At 44.1% G+C, this 15070-nt stretch carries 16 protein-coding genes; 10 read left to right on the top strand and 6 right to left on the bottom strand.

Going from position 1 to position 15070, the window contains the following annotated elements:
- Positions 1-2: 2 nt before the first annotated feature.
- Entirely contained in the window at positions 3-353 is a 351-nt protein-coding gene (gene hinT / locus D5I41_RS13215; protein WP_017029721.1) for a purine nucleoside phosphoramidase, read from the bottom strand.
- A gap of 224 nt (positions 354-577) precedes the next feature.
- Here hinT and D5I41_RS13210 point away from each other — a divergent pair, with 224 nt between their 5' ends.
- Entirely contained in the window at positions 578-1738 is a 1161-nt protein-coding gene (locus D5I41_RS13210; RefSeq protein ID WP_119010182.1) for a Card1-like endonuclease domain-containing protein, read from the top strand.
- A 74-nt stretch (positions 1739-1812) separates the two neighbouring features.
- On the opposite strand, the gene udp is transcribed toward D5I41_RS13210, so the two are convergent.
- Positions 1813-2583, bottom strand: coding sequence for a uridine phosphorylase (udp, locus tag D5I41_RS13205; protein ID WP_102451815.1), 771 nt, complete (start codon positions 2581-2583; stop codon positions 1813-1815).
- A 223-nt stretch (positions 2584-2806) separates the two neighbouring features.
- Entirely contained in the window at positions 2807-3223 is a 417-nt protein-coding gene (locus D5I41_RS13200; protein WP_119010181.1) for a CBS domain-containing protein, read from the bottom strand.
- A 219-nt stretch (positions 3224-3442) separates the two neighbouring features.
- On the opposite strand from D5I41_RS13200, the gene D5I41_RS13195 reads away from it, so the two are divergent.
- The 4 genes from D5I41_RS13195 (at position 3443) to D5I41_RS13180 (ending at position 7279) form a co-directional block, all read left to right on the top strand.
- Complete coding sequence (locus D5I41_RS13195) at positions 3443-3712, top strand: hypothetical protein (RefSeq protein ID WP_119011514.1); 270 nt, start codon at positions 3443-3445, stop codon at positions 3710-3712.
- A gap of 97 nt (positions 3713-3809) precedes the next feature.
- Positions 3810-4958 carry a DUF481 domain-containing protein gene (locus D5I41_RS13190; RefSeq protein ID WP_119010180.1) on the top strand — a complete coding sequence of 383 codons (1149 nt, stop codon included), beginning with the start codon at positions 3810-3812 and terminating at the stop codon, positions 4956-4958.
- 103 nt (positions 4959-5061) lie between these two features.
- On the top strand, positions 5062-6237 hold the full coding sequence (locus D5I41_RS13185) for an HlyD family secretion protein (RefSeq protein ID WP_119010179.1): 1176 nt from the start codon (positions 5062-5064) through the stop codon (positions 6235-6237).
- A complete protein-coding gene (locus D5I41_RS13180) occupies positions 6227-7279 on the top strand; it encodes a DUF2955 domain-containing protein (protein WP_119010178.1) in 1053 nt (350 codons plus the stop codon). Before D5I41_RS13185 ends, D5I41_RS13180 begins: the two co-directional genes overlap by 11 nt.
- A gap of 81 nt (positions 7280-7360) precedes the next feature.
- Here the strand turns inward: D5I41_RS13180 and D5I41_RS13175 are convergent, their stop codons facing one another.
- Together D5I41_RS13175 and D5I41_RS13170 are read right to left on the bottom strand one after the other, a co-directional pair.
- Entirely contained in the window at positions 7361-9334 is a 1974-nt protein-coding gene (locus D5I41_RS13175) for a TonB-dependent receptor domain-containing protein (protein ID WP_119010177.1), read from the bottom strand.
- A gap of 140 nt (positions 9335-9474) precedes the next feature.
- Positions 9475-10413: a LysR substrate-binding domain-containing protein gene (locus D5I41_RS13170; protein ID WP_119010176.1), complete on the bottom strand. Its 939-nt coding sequence runs from the start codon at positions 10411-10413 to the stop codon at positions 9475-9477.
- Positions 10414-10518: 105 nt separating this feature from the next.
- On the opposite strand from D5I41_RS13170, the gene D5I41_RS13165 reads away from it, so the two are divergent.
- From D5I41_RS13165 to D5I41_RS13150, 4 genes are read left to right on the top strand one after another with little or no spacing between them, the layout of a single operon-like run.
- Positions 10519-11439 carry a siderophore ABC transporter substrate-binding protein gene (locus D5I41_RS13165; RefSeq protein WP_208639144.1) on the top strand — a complete coding sequence of 307 codons (921 nt, stop codon included), beginning with the start codon at positions 10519-10521 and terminating at the stop codon, positions 11437-11439.
- Between the two features lie 22 nt (positions 11440-11461).
- Positions 11462-12418, top strand: coding sequence for an ABC transporter permease (locus tag D5I41_RS13160; protein ID WP_119010174.1), 957 nt, complete (start codon positions 11462-11464; stop codon positions 12416-12418).
- The gene (locus tag D5I41_RS13155) at positions 12411-13361 is read left to right on the top strand and encodes an iron chelate uptake ABC transporter family permease subunit (protein ID WP_119010173.1); all 951 of its coding nucleotides are present in this window, start codon (positions 12411-12413) and stop codon (positions 13359-13361) included. Before D5I41_RS13160 ends, D5I41_RS13155 begins: the two co-directional genes overlap by 8 nt.
- Positions 13362-13363: 2 nt before the next feature.
- The gene (locus D5I41_RS13150; protein WP_119010172.1) at positions 13364-14122 is read left to right on the top strand and encodes an iron ABC transporter ATP-binding protein; all 759 of its coding nucleotides are present in this window, start codon (positions 13364-13366) and stop codon (positions 14120-14122) included.
- Positions 14123-14144: 22 nt separating this feature from the next.
- On the opposite strand, the gene D5I41_RS13145 is transcribed toward D5I41_RS13150, so the two are convergent.
- Positions 14145-14540: a DUF2391 family protein gene (locus tag D5I41_RS13145; protein ID WP_119010171.1), complete on the bottom strand. Its 396-nt coding sequence runs from the start codon at positions 14538-14540 to the stop codon at positions 14145-14147.
- A gap of 116 nt (positions 14541-14656) precedes the next feature.
- Between D5I41_RS13145 and D5I41_RS13140 the strand changes: the two genes are divergently transcribed.
- Positions 14657-14911 carry a CorA family divalent cation transporter gene (locus D5I41_RS13140; RefSeq protein WP_371860109.1) on the top strand — a complete coding sequence of 85 codons (255 nt, stop codon included), beginning with the start codon at positions 14657-14659 and terminating at the stop codon, positions 14909-14911.
- Positions 14912-15070: the final 159 nt, after the last annotated feature.

Genomic DNA, 15070 nt, shown 5'->3' with positions numbered 1-15070 from the left:
CATTAACTAACCAACATTGGTCCTAATGGCTTGCCACCGACTAGGTGCATATGGATATGATAAACCTCTTGGCCGCCAAAAGAATTGCAGTTCACAATAAGGCGATAGCCATCTTCTGCAATACCTTCTTCTTTAGCGATTTTTGCTGCAACAGTAAACATACGGCCTAACGCACGTTCGTCTTCTTCAGTAGCGTCATTGACTGTTGGGATAACATGATTTGGAACAATCAAAATGTGTGAAGGCGCTCGCGGATTAATATCGCGAAAGGCGGTAACCAAGTCGTCTTGGTATGTAAGCTCGGTTTGTATCTCTTGACGTATGATCTTACTAAAAATAGTTTCTTCAGCCATGGTATTTCTCTAGCCCGTTCCTTAGTTTTATCAAGATTGTATCATTCCCTAGATAAAAGCAAACTTCCTAAGGCGTAAAATAATAAAGGAGTACCTTTTCAAAATTGGAAACTAAGATTAATGTAAGCAATTGTAATTTTTAGACATCCTCGCTATCTATAGAGATAAGATGTCGGTCGCATTCGTTCCGACGAATCTTATAACAATTAAAAGAAGGACCCCTTATGCCAATTCAAATTGGTATTATCGACAAAGACCCGATCAGACTGGTCACCCCTTTACTCGATGATAGAGCCTCAAGTCGTCATACGATCTTTATAGGCGATTCCTCTCAAAAACCTATGTTCGATAAACTGAGCATTGTACTTGGTATGCGCGGCATTAAGAGTGAGTTTTTTGAAATCCCCAACGTCTCCAACACTGCCATCATTAAAAAAGAGATCACCCAGTTGGCTGAGCGCTTGAAGCTCACGGGTGAAGAAATCAAACTTAACGCAAGCTGCGGACTTCGCCACCGTTTACTCTCAGTCTATGAAGTCGTACGCAGCTACAGATGGCCTATTTTTGTCGTTGAGCCCAATACCGATAGCCTAAGTTGGTTGTACCCCGATGGTCTACAAGACGCTCAGGTACAAGACCATATCACCATTGCTGATTACCTCACTATCTTCGGTGCTCAATCTGAGTTCCCAGATCCCAATGATGCTATCCAAATTGACGATACGCTGCTTAAGATCTGTGAAAAGTGGGCAAGTAACGCTCTGGAGCTTGGCCCTGGCCTTGCCACACTGAATTTCTTAGCGACTACCTGTCGTAAAGAACAGAAGCTTGATGTAGCCCTATCTGAAAAGCAGCAAGGTTATCGTGAGCTTAATATCCTGCTTCAAGATTTAGTGGATTCTGAGTTAGCCGCATACAGCAACGGTGTTTTAACCTTCCGTTCCGAGCAAGCAAGACGCTTCTCTAACGGTGAGTGGTTAGAGTCTTATGTTCATACCCAAGTAAAATCTGTACAGCAAGAATTGACCACTATCCAAGACTGTTCTTTGAATGTTCAAGTAACGCGTAAGATTGGCGAGAAAGAGGTTCGTAATGAATTGGATGTTGCCACTGTTGTGAACAACAAACTGCATATCATTGAGTGTAAGACCAAAGGTATGCGTGATGACGGTGACGATACACTCTACAAGCTCGAATCCCTGCGTGATCTGCTTGGTGGATTACAAGCTAGGGCAATGCTCGTTAGCTTCAGGCCGCTGCGCTATAACGACATTACCCGAGCAATGGATCTAGGACTGGGTTTGATTGGCCCTGAAGAGTTAAAAGATTTGAGAAGCCATTTGCGAGAGTGGTTAATCAAAGCTGGCGGAACCGAGCTGATCTAACCCCTCAAGAAGTAAAAGGCCTGAGTTCGATATTCTTCCGAAGTCAGGCCTTTTTTCATCAATTAAGCTTCAGACTAAGATCCTAGTACACGTCTTGCCGCTTCCACTACAGTTCGAATAGATAGCCCTTCAATCTCTTTCATCTTCGATTGATCAGGGATCTCTTGTTGAGTTCGGTTGATAATAACCCCAGCAACACACCCCGCTCGAAGTCCTGAGCTAGCACACATAGTCAGTAAGGTCGCAGATTCCATCTCAAAGTTTAGCACCCCCATGTCTTGCCATTCCTGCATAGACCCTTGGAATCGCTTAACTACGCGACCGCTAAAGGTATCGTAACGTTCCTGGCCTGGGTAAAAAGTGTCACTCGATGCTGTTACGCCCGTATGCACAGTCGCTTTCTCGCTCAGCGCAGCTTCCTTCATAGCCAGAGCAATATTAAAGTCCGCTACCGCAGGAAATTCCATTGGTGCAAAATGTAAACTAGCACCGTCTAGACGCACAGAGCCAGTAGTGACAATCATGTCTCCCACATTCACATGAGGCTGAATGGCGCCGGTTGTTCCCACTCTCAAAAATGTATCTACGCCAAGCTGAGCCAACTCTTCTACTGCAATAGAGGTGGATGGTCCGCCGATACCTGTAGAGCACACTACCACTTTTTTGCCCGCAAGATCAGCTAGATAAACGGTGTATTCCCGATGACTGGCGAGAAACACAGGGTTGTCCATACATTCAGCAATACGCTTAACACGGTCCGGATCACCCGGAATAATGGCCAGTGTTGCGCCCTGCAGATCAGTTTTATTTACACCCAAGTGAAACACGTTTTGTTCAGTTGTCATCACAATACCCTTCTAATGTGGTCAGTATTTAGCGACTACTCTAGACAATATAACCCCGACCAATTGTGAGTATGATCACGATTATCAATTACCTTATTGAGGAGGTTTCAAGGTTAAACGGTTGCTATCACATTCTAGAACAAGAAAAGTGGTATCTCGTGGTTCAAATAAAAAAGCCTCGCAAAAACGAGGCTTAATGGATTGCTATATCGGATGTCAAACGCTAGATAGGATTCTTGAAGCACAACTCAATGGATGCGCCTACAGCCCTAAGAACGTCACTGCGTGAAATGATACCCACCAATTTTCCATTATCTATTACTGGATAAACTTTTGGCTTCCCGACTTGCATCATCGACGCTAAATCAATAATTGAAGTTTCTGGGGAAACAGATAACACTTCCTTATACATACAGTCGCTGACAATATGCGTGTCCTGACAGTGGTAACTCACCTTTATCAATTTATCGAGTAGATCTTGCTCTGATAAGAAACCGACTACTTCTTCTCTTTCGTTAATCACCGGACCACCTACATGCGTGGAATGCAAAACTTTTTCTAGTGCTGCAGACAATGACATGCCAGGGGTAAAGGTAACTGCTTGATGACTCATATAATCTTTAACTTTCAATGACTGCATTCTGGACTCCTTCCACACAACGTCACGCTACCTGTTAAGTGTCGACCAAATTTGAGAATTTACTAAATTGTTTTTGCCTATTTCAGTAATAACTGTTCTCTTTCAACAAGTGGTGCCATCAGTAGCGTGTTTTCAGTGCCACTTTTGTTCGTAACACTGGCGATGCTTGCGCTAGCGAATTCTGTTACTCTTGTACGTCGTTTTCTAGGGCTCTATACCATGCTAAATCAAATTTTTTCTTCTGCTAAAAAGTGGCTGTCGGAGCTGAGCGAGTTTCAATCTCGAGTTTGGGTAGTGCACGTTAAGGAAAGTCGTTTCAAAGATGAATCCTTCGTCATCTGTGAAGACAACTTTAAAGAAGACCTAGAGTGGATGCGACGCCGAGATTACACACAAGAGATGCTTGAATTGGTTGAGAAGATGAAGCCTTCGCAAGTTCGCGTTTTTAAGTTCTCACATATCGAACATCAACTGATGAGAGTAAAATAACCACCCTCACATAATTGCTTAAAGCTATTTCACAAACTTACTGTTTTTTAACGAGAAATAGTCTAATTTTAATGGAACACAAGGATTTGGTTTCATTATGACAATGACGTCTCACAAACAGAAAATTAGCGCCGCTTTCTGCGCCATTGCCCTTTCTTTTACCAGCTTCGCTGAGTCAGAACTAGACTCAACTAGCGAAAAACCAGAACTGACGGCTCCTGCTTGGTTTGTTGAAGTCCCCTCTGTACCCACAAAGTTTGATTGGCTACTCGTTCACAAGGGCGAGTTGCTCGGTGGTGACATCATTGCTATGTACGACGAAAGAGTCGAGTTTGATAGTGATGAAGTGGGCATCCACAAAGTAAAGATGAAAGATATCAAGGAGCTAAGAACCAAAGATATCATGCTGCTTCGTTTTCTTGATGGCACCATCATTGAAGGTCATATCGTCATTGATGAAGAGAACGTCTATCTCATGGAACTGCCTTCGGTCACCTATCCAAGAGAAAACATACTGTCAATTTCTCCATCAGAGAAAAGTGGGGAGAGCTTATGGACTGGGGAGCTTAGTGCTGGGTTAAATTTTAAATCCGGTAACACCGAAAGCTTCGATTATTATATTGCCGGTGATGTTCGTTACCTGATTACTTCAGGGCGCTTTAACGTCACCTACAGAGGCGTCTACGAAGAGGTTCGCGAGGAAGTCAACGGCACCAGTGTAACGACAGAAGACAATCATCGCTTTACTGCTAAATACGATTATTACTACTCAAAAAAAATGTATTTCACCCTGCCCAGTTACGACCTCATCCTAGATGAGTTTAGAAACATCGACCATCAGACCTCGTTGGGTGTTGCGGTCGGCTATGAGGTCATCGACATCAAGGGCATGGATCTAGAGGTCTATGCCGGCCCAAGCGTTCAGTACACTCGCTTTGTGAATGTCGAGGTCGGTGAGGATGATAAGGTTTACTCTCCTGTGATCGCGTTTGGCCTTGATTTTGAATATGACATCACCTCTGATATTGAATTCTTCCTTGTTTACGATGGCAAGGTCGTGAATAGAGAGTCTGGTAGCTTCATACAACGTATTGAGACTGGATTTGATATCGAACTCATCGACGACTTTGACTTGGAGCTGATTACCGTTATCGACAACACCATTGACCCCATTGCCGATGAAGATGGAAATCAACCAGAAGCCACGGATGTCGTGTTCACCGTCGGCATCGAATACGAATTTTAAGCTCGCAAATGCTATACAACAGCATGATAAGCACATAAAATGTAACGATATTTCACAATTCAATAACGTGGAACTTGTCTGAAATTGGATGTCAGAGGTAACAATGAGCGACAACAAAGAAAATCAAACCGAAGCCGAAAAAACACAACCAGAAGCCGAGACTCAACCTAAGGCGGAGAAAGAAACCGCTCAAGCGCCTGAAACACCTGCAGAAGAAACCCATGACCCAGTGAAGAAAATCACGCGTAATGTCTTTATCGTCGTTGGTCTTATTTTTGTTTGGTATCTGTTTGCCGACAGACATACCCCATGGACTGACGAGGCCCGTGTTCAAGCCTATGTGATCCCAATCATTCCTCAGGTTTCAGGCAAGATACTAGAAGTTAATGTTGCCCAAGATGATGTTATTGAGCGTGGCTCCCAGCTCTTTCGTATTGATCCTGCTGATTATGAGCTCAGTGTTGAGTTGGCAGAGTCGGAGCTAGAAATCGCTGGCCAAGAAATCGGCGCAGGAATGGCAAGTGTGGTAACAGCCCAAGCTGGTCTCGTTGAAGCCCAAACCAACCTAGAGCATGTTAATGTACAAAGCGCGCGTGTTTTTGAACTTGAACAACGCAAACTTTACTCAAAATCTGATGGCGATAAAGCGCGAGCTGCAATTAAACAAGCAAAAGCACAAGTTAGTAGCGCCGAGGCAAACCTTGATAAAGCCAAGCAATCTCTTGGCCCTGAAGGGGCAGCAAACCCTAGGGTAAGAACCGCAGTGGCTAAACTCAAACAGGCACAATTAGATCTCAGCAGAACCCGTGTACTTGCCCCAACTATCGGTGGCATCACGAACTTGCAGGTTGATGTTGGTTACTACGCCAATCCCGGCGCGCCAGTGATGACCTTCATTGATGCCGACGATTCTTGGATTGAAGCAAACCTTAAAGAAAACAACCTCGCAAACTTGAAGATTGGCGACCCAGTGGACATTTCTTTAGACATTACTCCGGGAAAAATCTACAAAGGTAAAGTACGCAGTATCGGCTTTGCTGTTGCAAGTGGCTCTACAGACGCTGTTGGCGGGTTGGTTACCGTTAAATCAGGCTCTGGCTGGCTTCGCGATCCGCAACGCTTCCCTGTGGTTATCTCTTTTGATGAAGAGCTTCCGAAGGGGCTTCGCCGTGTAGGTGGACAAGCTGATGTGCAGTTCTATACCAGCAACAACTTTATATTAAATGGTATTGCGAAGGTCTATATACGTCTGTTGAGCTGGTTCTCTTATGTCTACTAAGGGCAACGCTCTAGGCTCTAATATCAAAGCTGCATTGCAAGATGCGGCTATGATACGACAGCTTCGATTTGCAGTAGGGGTCGCCGTTTCTTCTGCCATCGCTTATATATTTAATTGGCCTCTGGCATTCTTGTTCCCTATTTTCTCCACACTGCTGTTATCAATGCCGGTTCCTCAAATGACACCAAGGCAGTTAGGTGTTGGGCTAGTGAACACAGTAAAGGGCTTTTGCTTTGGCTTGTTTTTTTCGGTGGTATTGATCAAGTTTCCTGTCATATTCTTGATCTTGATGTTTATCGCCCTGTTCAACATTTACTACTACATCAACCGAGGCGGGTCATTCTGGCTTACTCTAATGACCATGTTTTCAATGTTGATCCTACCTATGCTTACCTATATGTCTGAGGGGTTAGCCATTGGGTTTTCATTAGGGTTTGTAGGGTCCGCATGGGCCGCAATGCTATTTGTGTTTGTTCTGCACTTTATTATTCCAGATACCAACAAAGTTACCCTGCCCTCACCGGCCCCATTTAAAAATGTTTACTCCCCGGTTGCCGCGCAATTTGCTTTAAAAAGTACTCTAGTTGCCTTCCCGATTGTGGCATTTTGTATCACCTTTGCTCGCACCGACCTATTGCTAACCATGATTTTTGCAGCCATGTTTACCCTTAAACCAGAGCTTAGCGCAGGTAAAGAGGCAGGACGTAACTCTCTTATCTCTACCATTCTTGGTGGCTTAATCGCCTTTCTATTCTATTGGGGGTTAGTCGCGGTGCCGCTATTCCAGTTTTTCATCATCTTGATGTTCGGAATAGCGCTTTATATGGGGATGAACATTTTTTCATCTAACCCAAGAGGTAAGTATTACGGCTCAGCGATGACCTGTATCATCGTTTTAATCAACGGTAATATGGGAGCAGACTCAGACTTCATCAGTGCTTTGGCTTCTCGAATATTCTTCATCTCACTAGCGATTTTGTACATTATTGTCGCGCTACGAGTATTGGACGCCTTTGTGTTCAATAAAAAGAAAGCCACCTAAAAGCCAAGCCAATAACGCAAAAAGCCAACCACTGAAAACAGTGGTTGGCTTTTTTTATGAGAGCGAAAATAGAGCTAAGCTCTAGAAATCTGCTGTCATACCGACATACCAAGTTCTTGGGTCGATAGCATAACCGCGAGAGGTCACCTCTACTTCATCAAAGCGCTCGTCCGTTAGGTTGTGTACACCAGCACGCAATCTGAATTGACGATGAATAGCATAGTTAACGCCAAGATCTGCAGTCACAAAAGAAGGACGCGTCACATCATCATCGTTAGAGATAATGGTCTCACCCGTGTAGTTCACACGAACGAAGGTATCAAGAGTGTTAGTCACAGCCCAGCCCAGTCTAGCCATAGCCGCATGATCCGGACGGTCTTCTAGTGCTTCGTTGGTCGTCTTATCTTCAGTATCCAAGAAGGTATAGTTACCTCTTAGGTCTACCGATTCAGTGATATTGTAGCTTGCCGTTAGCTCAAAGCCCTGAATAACAGCTTCATCAATGTTCTTATAGGTATACACATCTTGACCACCAATGTTACCCACTGGATTATCACGATCTTGATCGATCAAATTGCTGATTTCATTGCGGAAAACGCCAGACTCAACCTGCCAGTTTGATTCAACATAGGCCACAGAAGCCTCATAGCTGATGCTGGTTTCTGGATCCAAGTCAGGATTACCCACAACCTGACAACTGCCTTTACAGCTATTGATGATGTTTTCTTCAGATAACTGCAATAAGGTTGGTGCGTTAAATGCAGTACCCACACCACCTTTGATGGTAATCTTGTCACTAAAGTTATTGACTAAATACGCTCTTGGGCTCCAATGAGCACCAAAGTCATCATGCATATCAACACGAGTTCCGAAGGTGAGAGTGTAATCGTCTGCAAATGCCCATTGGTCTTGAACAAACAATGCGTATTGGTTAACGCTCGCTGTACCCGTTTGAGTCAAGCTATCTGGGTTGTTCAGTTCTGAGTAATTCCAGTCCGCACCCGAGGTTAGAGTGTGGTCACCCAAGTAAGTCGTAGCATGGCCATCAACAGAGTGGTTCACCTCATCAATGTCATAATAACCAAGAGCCGTGTTTTTGCTGTTGTAGTTATCTTTGCTAACTACCGCATCGCGGTTATAGCGAAGCAAGGTATCACCCCAGTTCCAAATACCGTTGTAGGTGATCGCTTGAGTATCACGCTTAACACGCATATCCGACTCAGTCAGTCCTGCGGTAGACTCAATGATCCCCTCTCGGTCATCATCTGAATAAGTAAAATCAAACGCAAGGTCGTGGTCTTGATTGATGTACCATAACAAACCACCGGTTAAAGCCAGCGTATCACGCTCCTCTAGTGCGGTTGCTTGTGAGCGGTCATACTCACCGTTGGTTCCGGTAGCAGTTCCCGTATAAGGACTCCATGCATCACGCGCGCTTTGACTGACAGAAAAGGACATGAATAATGTGTCATCAATCAAGGCACCAGACGTACTTAGGCCAGTAGAATATTCGCCACCATCATCGTCATCACGATAACCGTAATCAGCATTAAATTGAGTGCGCCATTCGTTATCAGGTTGTTTAGTAATCACATTGATTACGCCACCTAGAGCCTCAGATCCATACAGAGCCGACATTGGGCCTCGGATCACTTCGATACGTTGAATGCTTTCTTTTGGAATAGTGGATAGATCGAAATCATTGCCTCGGAAGATGGCATTTGAAGAACTCAACTTTCTGCCATTGACCAAGATCATAGTGAACTTTGAGTCCATACCACGAATAGATATCATCTCTCTACCCGCACGACCCCCGTCCATTTGGCTCTCAACACCGGCTATATTTTTGACGAGATCGTTAAGAGCTGTGCCAGGTTCGGCCATGATCTCTTCTTCTGTGATCACAGAGATGGTTGCTGGTGCTTCAATAACGGATGTTTCTGTATGTGTTGCTGTAACTACCATTTGCTCATCAGTTTCAATCGCTTCGTTGGCGTAAGCAGAAGAAGAAAGAACTGCGAGTATGGCAGTAGAGACTTTAGTGCGAGTTGACATGAATACCACTGTTTTGTGTAATGATAATGTTTCGCATTAACATACTCGACAGTGGCTATAGTTAACAAACACAACCGAATTCATAAGGTGAATTGTTAGTATTCAGCTTATGAATAGTGTGTAAGAATCAGACAATCCCTTTAGCTCACGCTATACACTTCTTTGATTAGCTCTCTAAACCAAGTGCACATACCATCGTTTTGAAAGCGTTTATGCCAATACAAATAGACCTGTTCTTTGTCTGAGCGTATATCCTCAGGGACCTCTTTTAGAATCAGCTTTCCAGTCTTGGCAACTTGCTTGGCGTAGGGAGTCGGTAAATGGAAGATCACATCACTACTTTCAGCAATAGAGGCGGCAAGGTTAAAATTGGTTAAAGAAATTGGCACATTCAGAGACTCGTCTCGTCCTAGGTATCCCTTTTCTCTCAATCGAGTTTGCAGATTAAAGCGAGTATCTCCATACAATGAAATACGACCCATTGATGCGCTTAATAGCTCATCAACTTCTAGTGTTTCTTTACTGGCCAATGGATGGGTTTCACTCATCAATAAGCGAAAGTCTCGTTTTTGAATTGGCAATCGATAGAGATTCTGTTGGCGATAATCAGGCTGCGCGGTACTCATGACAAAGTGCACATCACCACTTTCTAATCCTGAAAAGTGGTGCTGTGGTACGGTATCTACGGCCATATGCATATTGGGCGCACGCTCTCTCAGTTCAGAAAACAACTTAGGGATAAGCGCTGTAGCTTGAGGCACCAAAGCAAATATCTTGATTGTCTTGGTTGAGGAGGCTGGATCAAAACTGTCACCTTGCATCAAGGTTTCCAATCCTTGCAATACCTGATCAAGCTCCGACTGCAGCACCTTGCCACGCTCGGTGATCTGGTAGCCTTCGCCTGAACGAATAAGAAGTTCATCGTTAAACACGACTCGCAGTTTGTGCAGAGCACGGCTTACTGCTGGCTGACTCATTCCCAAGGATAGTGCCGTGTTGGAAACATGTTTCTCTTCAAGGAGTTGTTTAAGAACCACCAGCAGATTCAAATCTAACTGGCTGGTATTCAATATGCGCATAGTGATTATTCCAAATATATATTTGACGGATTTTATGCATTTGATAACTTATGTCAATTGAAATTAATTCTCATTTGTAATTAAACAGGTTGTGATATTAGCACTATGTTAAAAAATAAAACCATAAAGCACCTAGTGACCTCCTTATCCGTTCTTTGCTCAGTCCTTTTGCCGCAAGCGATTCAAGCGAAAGAGATAACCCACACAATGGGAACTATCGAAATTAATCAAACACCAAAGCGTGTAGTGGTTTTGGGTCATGGTAGCCTAGATATTCTGGATGAATTAGGTGTTAAGCCTGTTGGCGTTGTAAAGCCTCTGCTTCCACACTTTATCTCTCAGTATGCAGGGAATGAATATGAAACGGTTGGCTCTTTAAAAGAGCCAAACTTTGAGAGCATCTACATGCTTAAGCCAGATATCATCATTGCCGAAGGTCGTCAGGCGGCAATGTATAGTGAGTTAAGCCAGATTGCACCGACTTACCTGTTCCAGATCGATAACAAAGACTATTGGAAGACTACTCAGCACCATTGGCGTGTTTTGGGTGACATTTTTGATAAGCAAGACATCGCTGAGTCGCTTATCAAGAATACCGATGAAAGAATGCAAAACATTCATACCCTAGCAAGCAAAGAAAACCTTCGCACTTTGGCTGTAATGAACAATGGCAACAATCTGGCCATGTATGGTGAACAGAGTCGCTTCTCAATCATATTTGAAGACTTTGGTTTTAAATCGGCAAGCGCACCATCGACCAAACCGACAGGTCCTCACGGTAATCTCATCTCCTTTGAATACATCGCTGAAGCGAAACCTGACGCAATGATTATTCTCGATAGAGAACAAGCTATCGGCACCAGTAACGGCCGTGCGAAAGCCCTATTTGATAATGCCTTAGTGCATAGCACTCCAGCCTATCAGCATGAAAAGATGATCTTTATGGACCCAGCAGCTTGGTATCTAAGTGCTGGCGGATATAAAGCAACACACATCATGATTGATGATGTTGAATCTGTACTGTAGTAGGTTCTGAACGACTAATCAGATGAAAATACATCACTATCTGTCTGCGCTGGCCTTAATTGTATTAGGGTCAGCCTCTTTGTTTATTGGCGTCGCCAGCATGAACTTGTCTGCTCTATTAGAGGGAGACAGCCACGCTTGGCACATTCTATTTGAGAGCCGACTTCCACGCCTCATTGCGATTTGCCTTGCAGGGGCAGGCCTGAGTATTGCCGGTCTCATCATGCAGCAAATCGTGCAAAACCGCTTTGCCGCTCCCTCAACCACTGGCACCATAGACTGTGCGCTATTGGGCTATGTATTGAGCCTGGTGGTTTTCTCAGACATCAGCGGTTGGGCGCATCTTGCTCTTATTTTCACCTTCTCCGTAATCGGCACGTTAGTCTTCGTCCGCTTCTTGCAAAGCCTGAAGTTCAAAAATGCCATGCTGGTGCCTCTGATCGGCATCATGTACGGCAACGTTATTTCGGCGCTGACTACATTTGTTGCGTATAAATATGACCTAGTACAGAGCATGTCTTCTTGGACCGTAGCGAACTTTGCCTCTGTTCTACAAGGCAACTACGAATTTCTCTACTTAGCCATACCTGCATCATTACTCGCGTATGGGTTTGCCAGCCAGTTTAGCGCGGCCAGTATTGGCGAAAGCTTTGCCAAAAATATTGGTCTGAACTATCAAAAAATCGTTTTTATCGGCGTGCTATTAGTCGCCGTACTCTCTTCATCAGTAGTCATGATTGTGGGCGTCATCCCCTTCCTTGGGCTTATTGTTCCCAACCTTGTGTCTATGTTTGTTGGCGATAATATGCGCAAGAATCTGCCATGGACAGCGTATACCGGGATCATGCTAGTGCTGGCCTGTGATGTGTTAGGCCGAGTGATCTTATTCCCTTATGAAATCCCTATTTCCATGGTGATCAGCATCTTAGGCGGTGTGGTCTTCATTCACCTGATATTGAAGGATAAGAGCAATGCGTGATTCAACCAAATTTGCCCTCATCCTAGGCTTTTCTCTGTTGTTCATTGGTTACTTTCTTGGAAAAGGACTGACCGTCGACAACTACCAATTCTTCCTGTCACGCCGTATACCTAAAGTACTGGCCATCGTATTGGCAGGCATGGCAATTGCGGCCTCGTCCTTAGTGTTCCAGACGGTCACTAATAACCGAATTCTGACCCCTTCAATCCTCGGCTTCGATGCACTGTACATCATGATTCAAGTGATCTTGGTGGCGAGCTTTGGCGGACTAAGTCTCTGGATTACCAACGCCAAGGTCAATTTTGTGCTTTCAACAGCGATCATGGCGGTATTGGCGACATTCTTATTCGGGCTCTACTTTAAAAGACAGAGAACCAATATCTTTACCTTACTGTTGATCGGCGTGGTTTGTGGCAGCTTATTTAACAGTGTCACTGGTTTCTTTACCATGGTGATAGACCCTGACGAATTTATTGCTATTCAAAATTCGATGTTTGCGAGCTTCAACAATGTCAGCTCAGAACTGGTGTATTGGTGCACCCTGCCCTTATTGGCGTGCATTGCTTATCTCTATCGATATGCCTCGCAATTGGATGTGCTTTGGCTGGGTGTGGACAACGCCAAAAGCCTGGGTGTAGACACTGCAAAGCTCACTAAAAAGATCATGTTCGTTACTACCTTATTAGTCTCGATATCGACAGCACTAGTGGGCCCGGTACTGTTTCTTGGTCTTATTGTAGTGAGTCTGACTAGGCAAATATTTACCGGTTTCCAGCACCGATTTCTCATCGCTAGCAGTTGTGTAGTCTCTATTGCATTACTGATCAGTGGCCAGTGGTTGGTTGAGCACTTACTCGATTTTCAAACCACCATCAGCGTTATTATTAACTTTGTCGGCGGAAGTTACTTCCTGAGCCTACTCGTACGAAACAAGATCAGCTAACCATGATTAAAATTACTGGACTAAGTAAAAAATACAACGACAAATACGTTGTTAATAACGCAGATGCCCTCTTCCCCATGGGTGAAGTTACCAGCATCATTGGCCCTAATGGTGCAGGAAAAAGTACATTACTGTCGATGGCAAGTCGTCTGACCGATAGTGATGCTGGCCAGGTGTTAATCGCTGAAAAGCCCCTATCTCAATGGGACACTCAATCATTGGCTAAACGCCTAGCTGTGCTGCGTCAAAGCAATAACATCAATATGCGCTTCACCGTGCGTGAATTGGTTGCCTTTGGTCGCTTTCCTCACAGCAATGGTCGACTCACCCCTATCGACGAAGAGATCATTGACCGCGCTCTAAAGCAGTTAGATATCATCGATATTCAAGACCGCTTTCTAGACCAGCTCTCTGGTGGTCAAAGACAAATGGCCTTTATTGCCATGGTAGTGGCTCAAGATACGGACTATATCTTCCTTGATGAGCCGCTAAACAACCTTGATATCAAGCATTCAGTGGCCATTATGAAGTCGCTGAAAAAACTTGCTCACGAGTCAGGAAAAGCGGTGGTTATTGTTATTCACGATATTAACTTTGCGTCAGTGTACTCCGACAACATCATCGCCATGAAACTTGGAGAGGTGGTAGTACAAGGCAAAACTGAGCAAGTGATTGATGCCGAAACACTAAGCGGGATATACGAGATTGACTTTACTATCAGTGAAGCCAACGGCCAGAAAATTTGTCTGTATTACAGCTAGCAAAATGATGGATTGTGGGTAGCTACTCTTTATCAAAGCTATCCACAACAATCGCCCCCATTGATGCCGGCATCGTAATAACAATAACGCGCTTTAGAGATGTCATTGGGTCAGTCAGCAATGGTAGCTTATCTAAACAAAACAGCACTAAACTCACCACCAGCGCAGTAATAACGTAAGCGATAAAGATACGAAATAGAAACACAAATAACCGATGTCGAACGTTCTTTTGAAACACACTCTGATAGGTAAATACCCCCAGAAATATCACCGATAATGTAAACAACATCATCAAGTTTCCCAGTGGTAAAGTTTCCCCCAACCGCCAAGCCTCTTCGGAAAATGAAATAGGCACCGCAAGAGCAAACGCCCCTACAAATACCTGACTGGCATCCTCCATATTGAAGCTGATCTTCATCGACTCTCTCCATTAACGCTATAGGCTAAATAAATACAGTTTTTGTCGCTGTCGGATTGATTTGATTGACTAAGATTAATGCTAGTTGTTGCTAGGCAAACACACAAAGGTTACTTATGAATCAATTCGTTATCTCTAGTTGGGATTTTTCAAAAGGCAAGGCCTATACGGTTGAGTCATACGACAAACTTAAAGCTGAATGTTGGTATCATTGCCAAAGAGATCACAGCGAACTTGCACAACAAATGATACCAACCGCCATGATTGAATCCTTATTGGCCAATGACACCCGCCCTAGATTCGAGCAGTCTGATGAGGATTGTTTCTTAATTATTCTAAGAGGAATAAACCTCAACCATAATGCCGATTAAGATGACATGCTTAGCCTTCGCCCCTTCTAAAGCTCGATTGATTACTTTAAAAGGTAAGCTAAATGAGTTCCGTCAAAATCCCTTGGTAGTTAATGTAATGACAAAGTCGCTTGGTAATTAAGGTACGACAGAATTGCTTGGTGGTCACAGATTCGTGTT

This window comes from Vibrio superstes (assembly GCF_003569005.1).
Classification (GTDB): domain Bacteria; phylum Pseudomonadota; class Gammaproteobacteria; order Enterobacterales; family Vibrionaceae; genus Vibrio; species Vibrio superstes.
Note: the sequence above shows the minus strand (reverse complement) of the source record. Positions and strands in the feature narration are given on the sequence as shown.

Coding starts and splice junctions, on each gene's coding strand:
- D5I41_RS13155 (WP_119010173.1), top strand. CDS start 12,411: ATGCGTGATTCAACCAAATTTGCCCTCATCCTAGGCTTTTCTCTGTTG.
- D5I41_RS13175 (WP_119010177.1), bottom strand. CDS start 9,334: ATGTCAACTCGCACTAAAGTCTCTACTGCCATACTCGCAGTTCTTTCT.
- D5I41_RS13170 (WP_119010176.1), bottom strand. CDS start 10,413: ATGCGCATATTGAATACCAGCCAGTTAGATTTGAATCTGCTGGTGGTT.
- udp (WP_102451815.1), bottom strand. CDS start 2,583: ATGACAACTGAACAAAACGTGTTTCACTTGGGTGTAAATAAAACTGAT.
- D5I41_RS13195 (WP_119011514.1), top strand. CDS start 3,443: ATGCTAAATCAAATTTTTTCTTCTGCTAAAAAGTGGCTGTCGGAGCTG.
- D5I41_RS13165 (WP_208639144.1), top strand. CDS start 10,519: ATGTTAAAAAATAAAACCATAAAGCACCTAGTGACCTCCTTATCCGTT.
- D5I41_RS13140 (WP_371860109.1), top strand. CDS start 14,657: ATGAATCAATTCGTTATCTCTAGTTGGGATTTTTCAAAAGGCAAGGCC.
- D5I41_RS13210 (WP_119010182.1), top strand. CDS start 578: ATGCCAATTCAAATTGGTATTATCGACAAAGACCCGATCAGACTGGTC.
- hinT (WP_017029721.1), bottom strand. CDS start 353: ATGGCTGAAGAAACTATTTTTAGTAAGATCATACGTCAAGAGATACAA.
- D5I41_RS13185 (WP_119010179.1), top strand. CDS start 5,062: ATGAGCGACAACAAAGAAAATCAAACCGAAGCCGAAAAAACACAACCA.
- D5I41_RS13200 (WP_119010181.1), bottom strand. CDS start 3,223: ATGCAGTCATTGAAAGTTAAAGATTATATGAGTCATCAAGCAGTTACC.
- D5I41_RS13160 (WP_119010174.1), top strand. CDS start 11,462: ATGAAAATACATCACTATCTGTCTGCGCTGGCCTTAATTGTATTAGGG.
- D5I41_RS13180 (WP_119010178.1), top strand. CDS start 6,227: ATGTCTACTAAGGGCAACGCTCTAGGCTCTAATATCAAAGCTGCATTG.
- D5I41_RS13150 (WP_119010172.1), top strand. CDS start 13,364: ATGATTAAAATTACTGGACTAAGTAAAAAATACAACGACAAATACGTT.
- D5I41_RS13145 (WP_119010171.1), bottom strand. CDS start 14,540: ATGAAGATCAGCTTCAATATGGAGGATGCCAGTCAGGTATTTGTAGGG.
- D5I41_RS13190 (WP_119010180.1), top strand. CDS start 3,810: ATGACAATGACGTCTCACAAACAGAAAATTAGCGCCGCTTTCTGCGCC.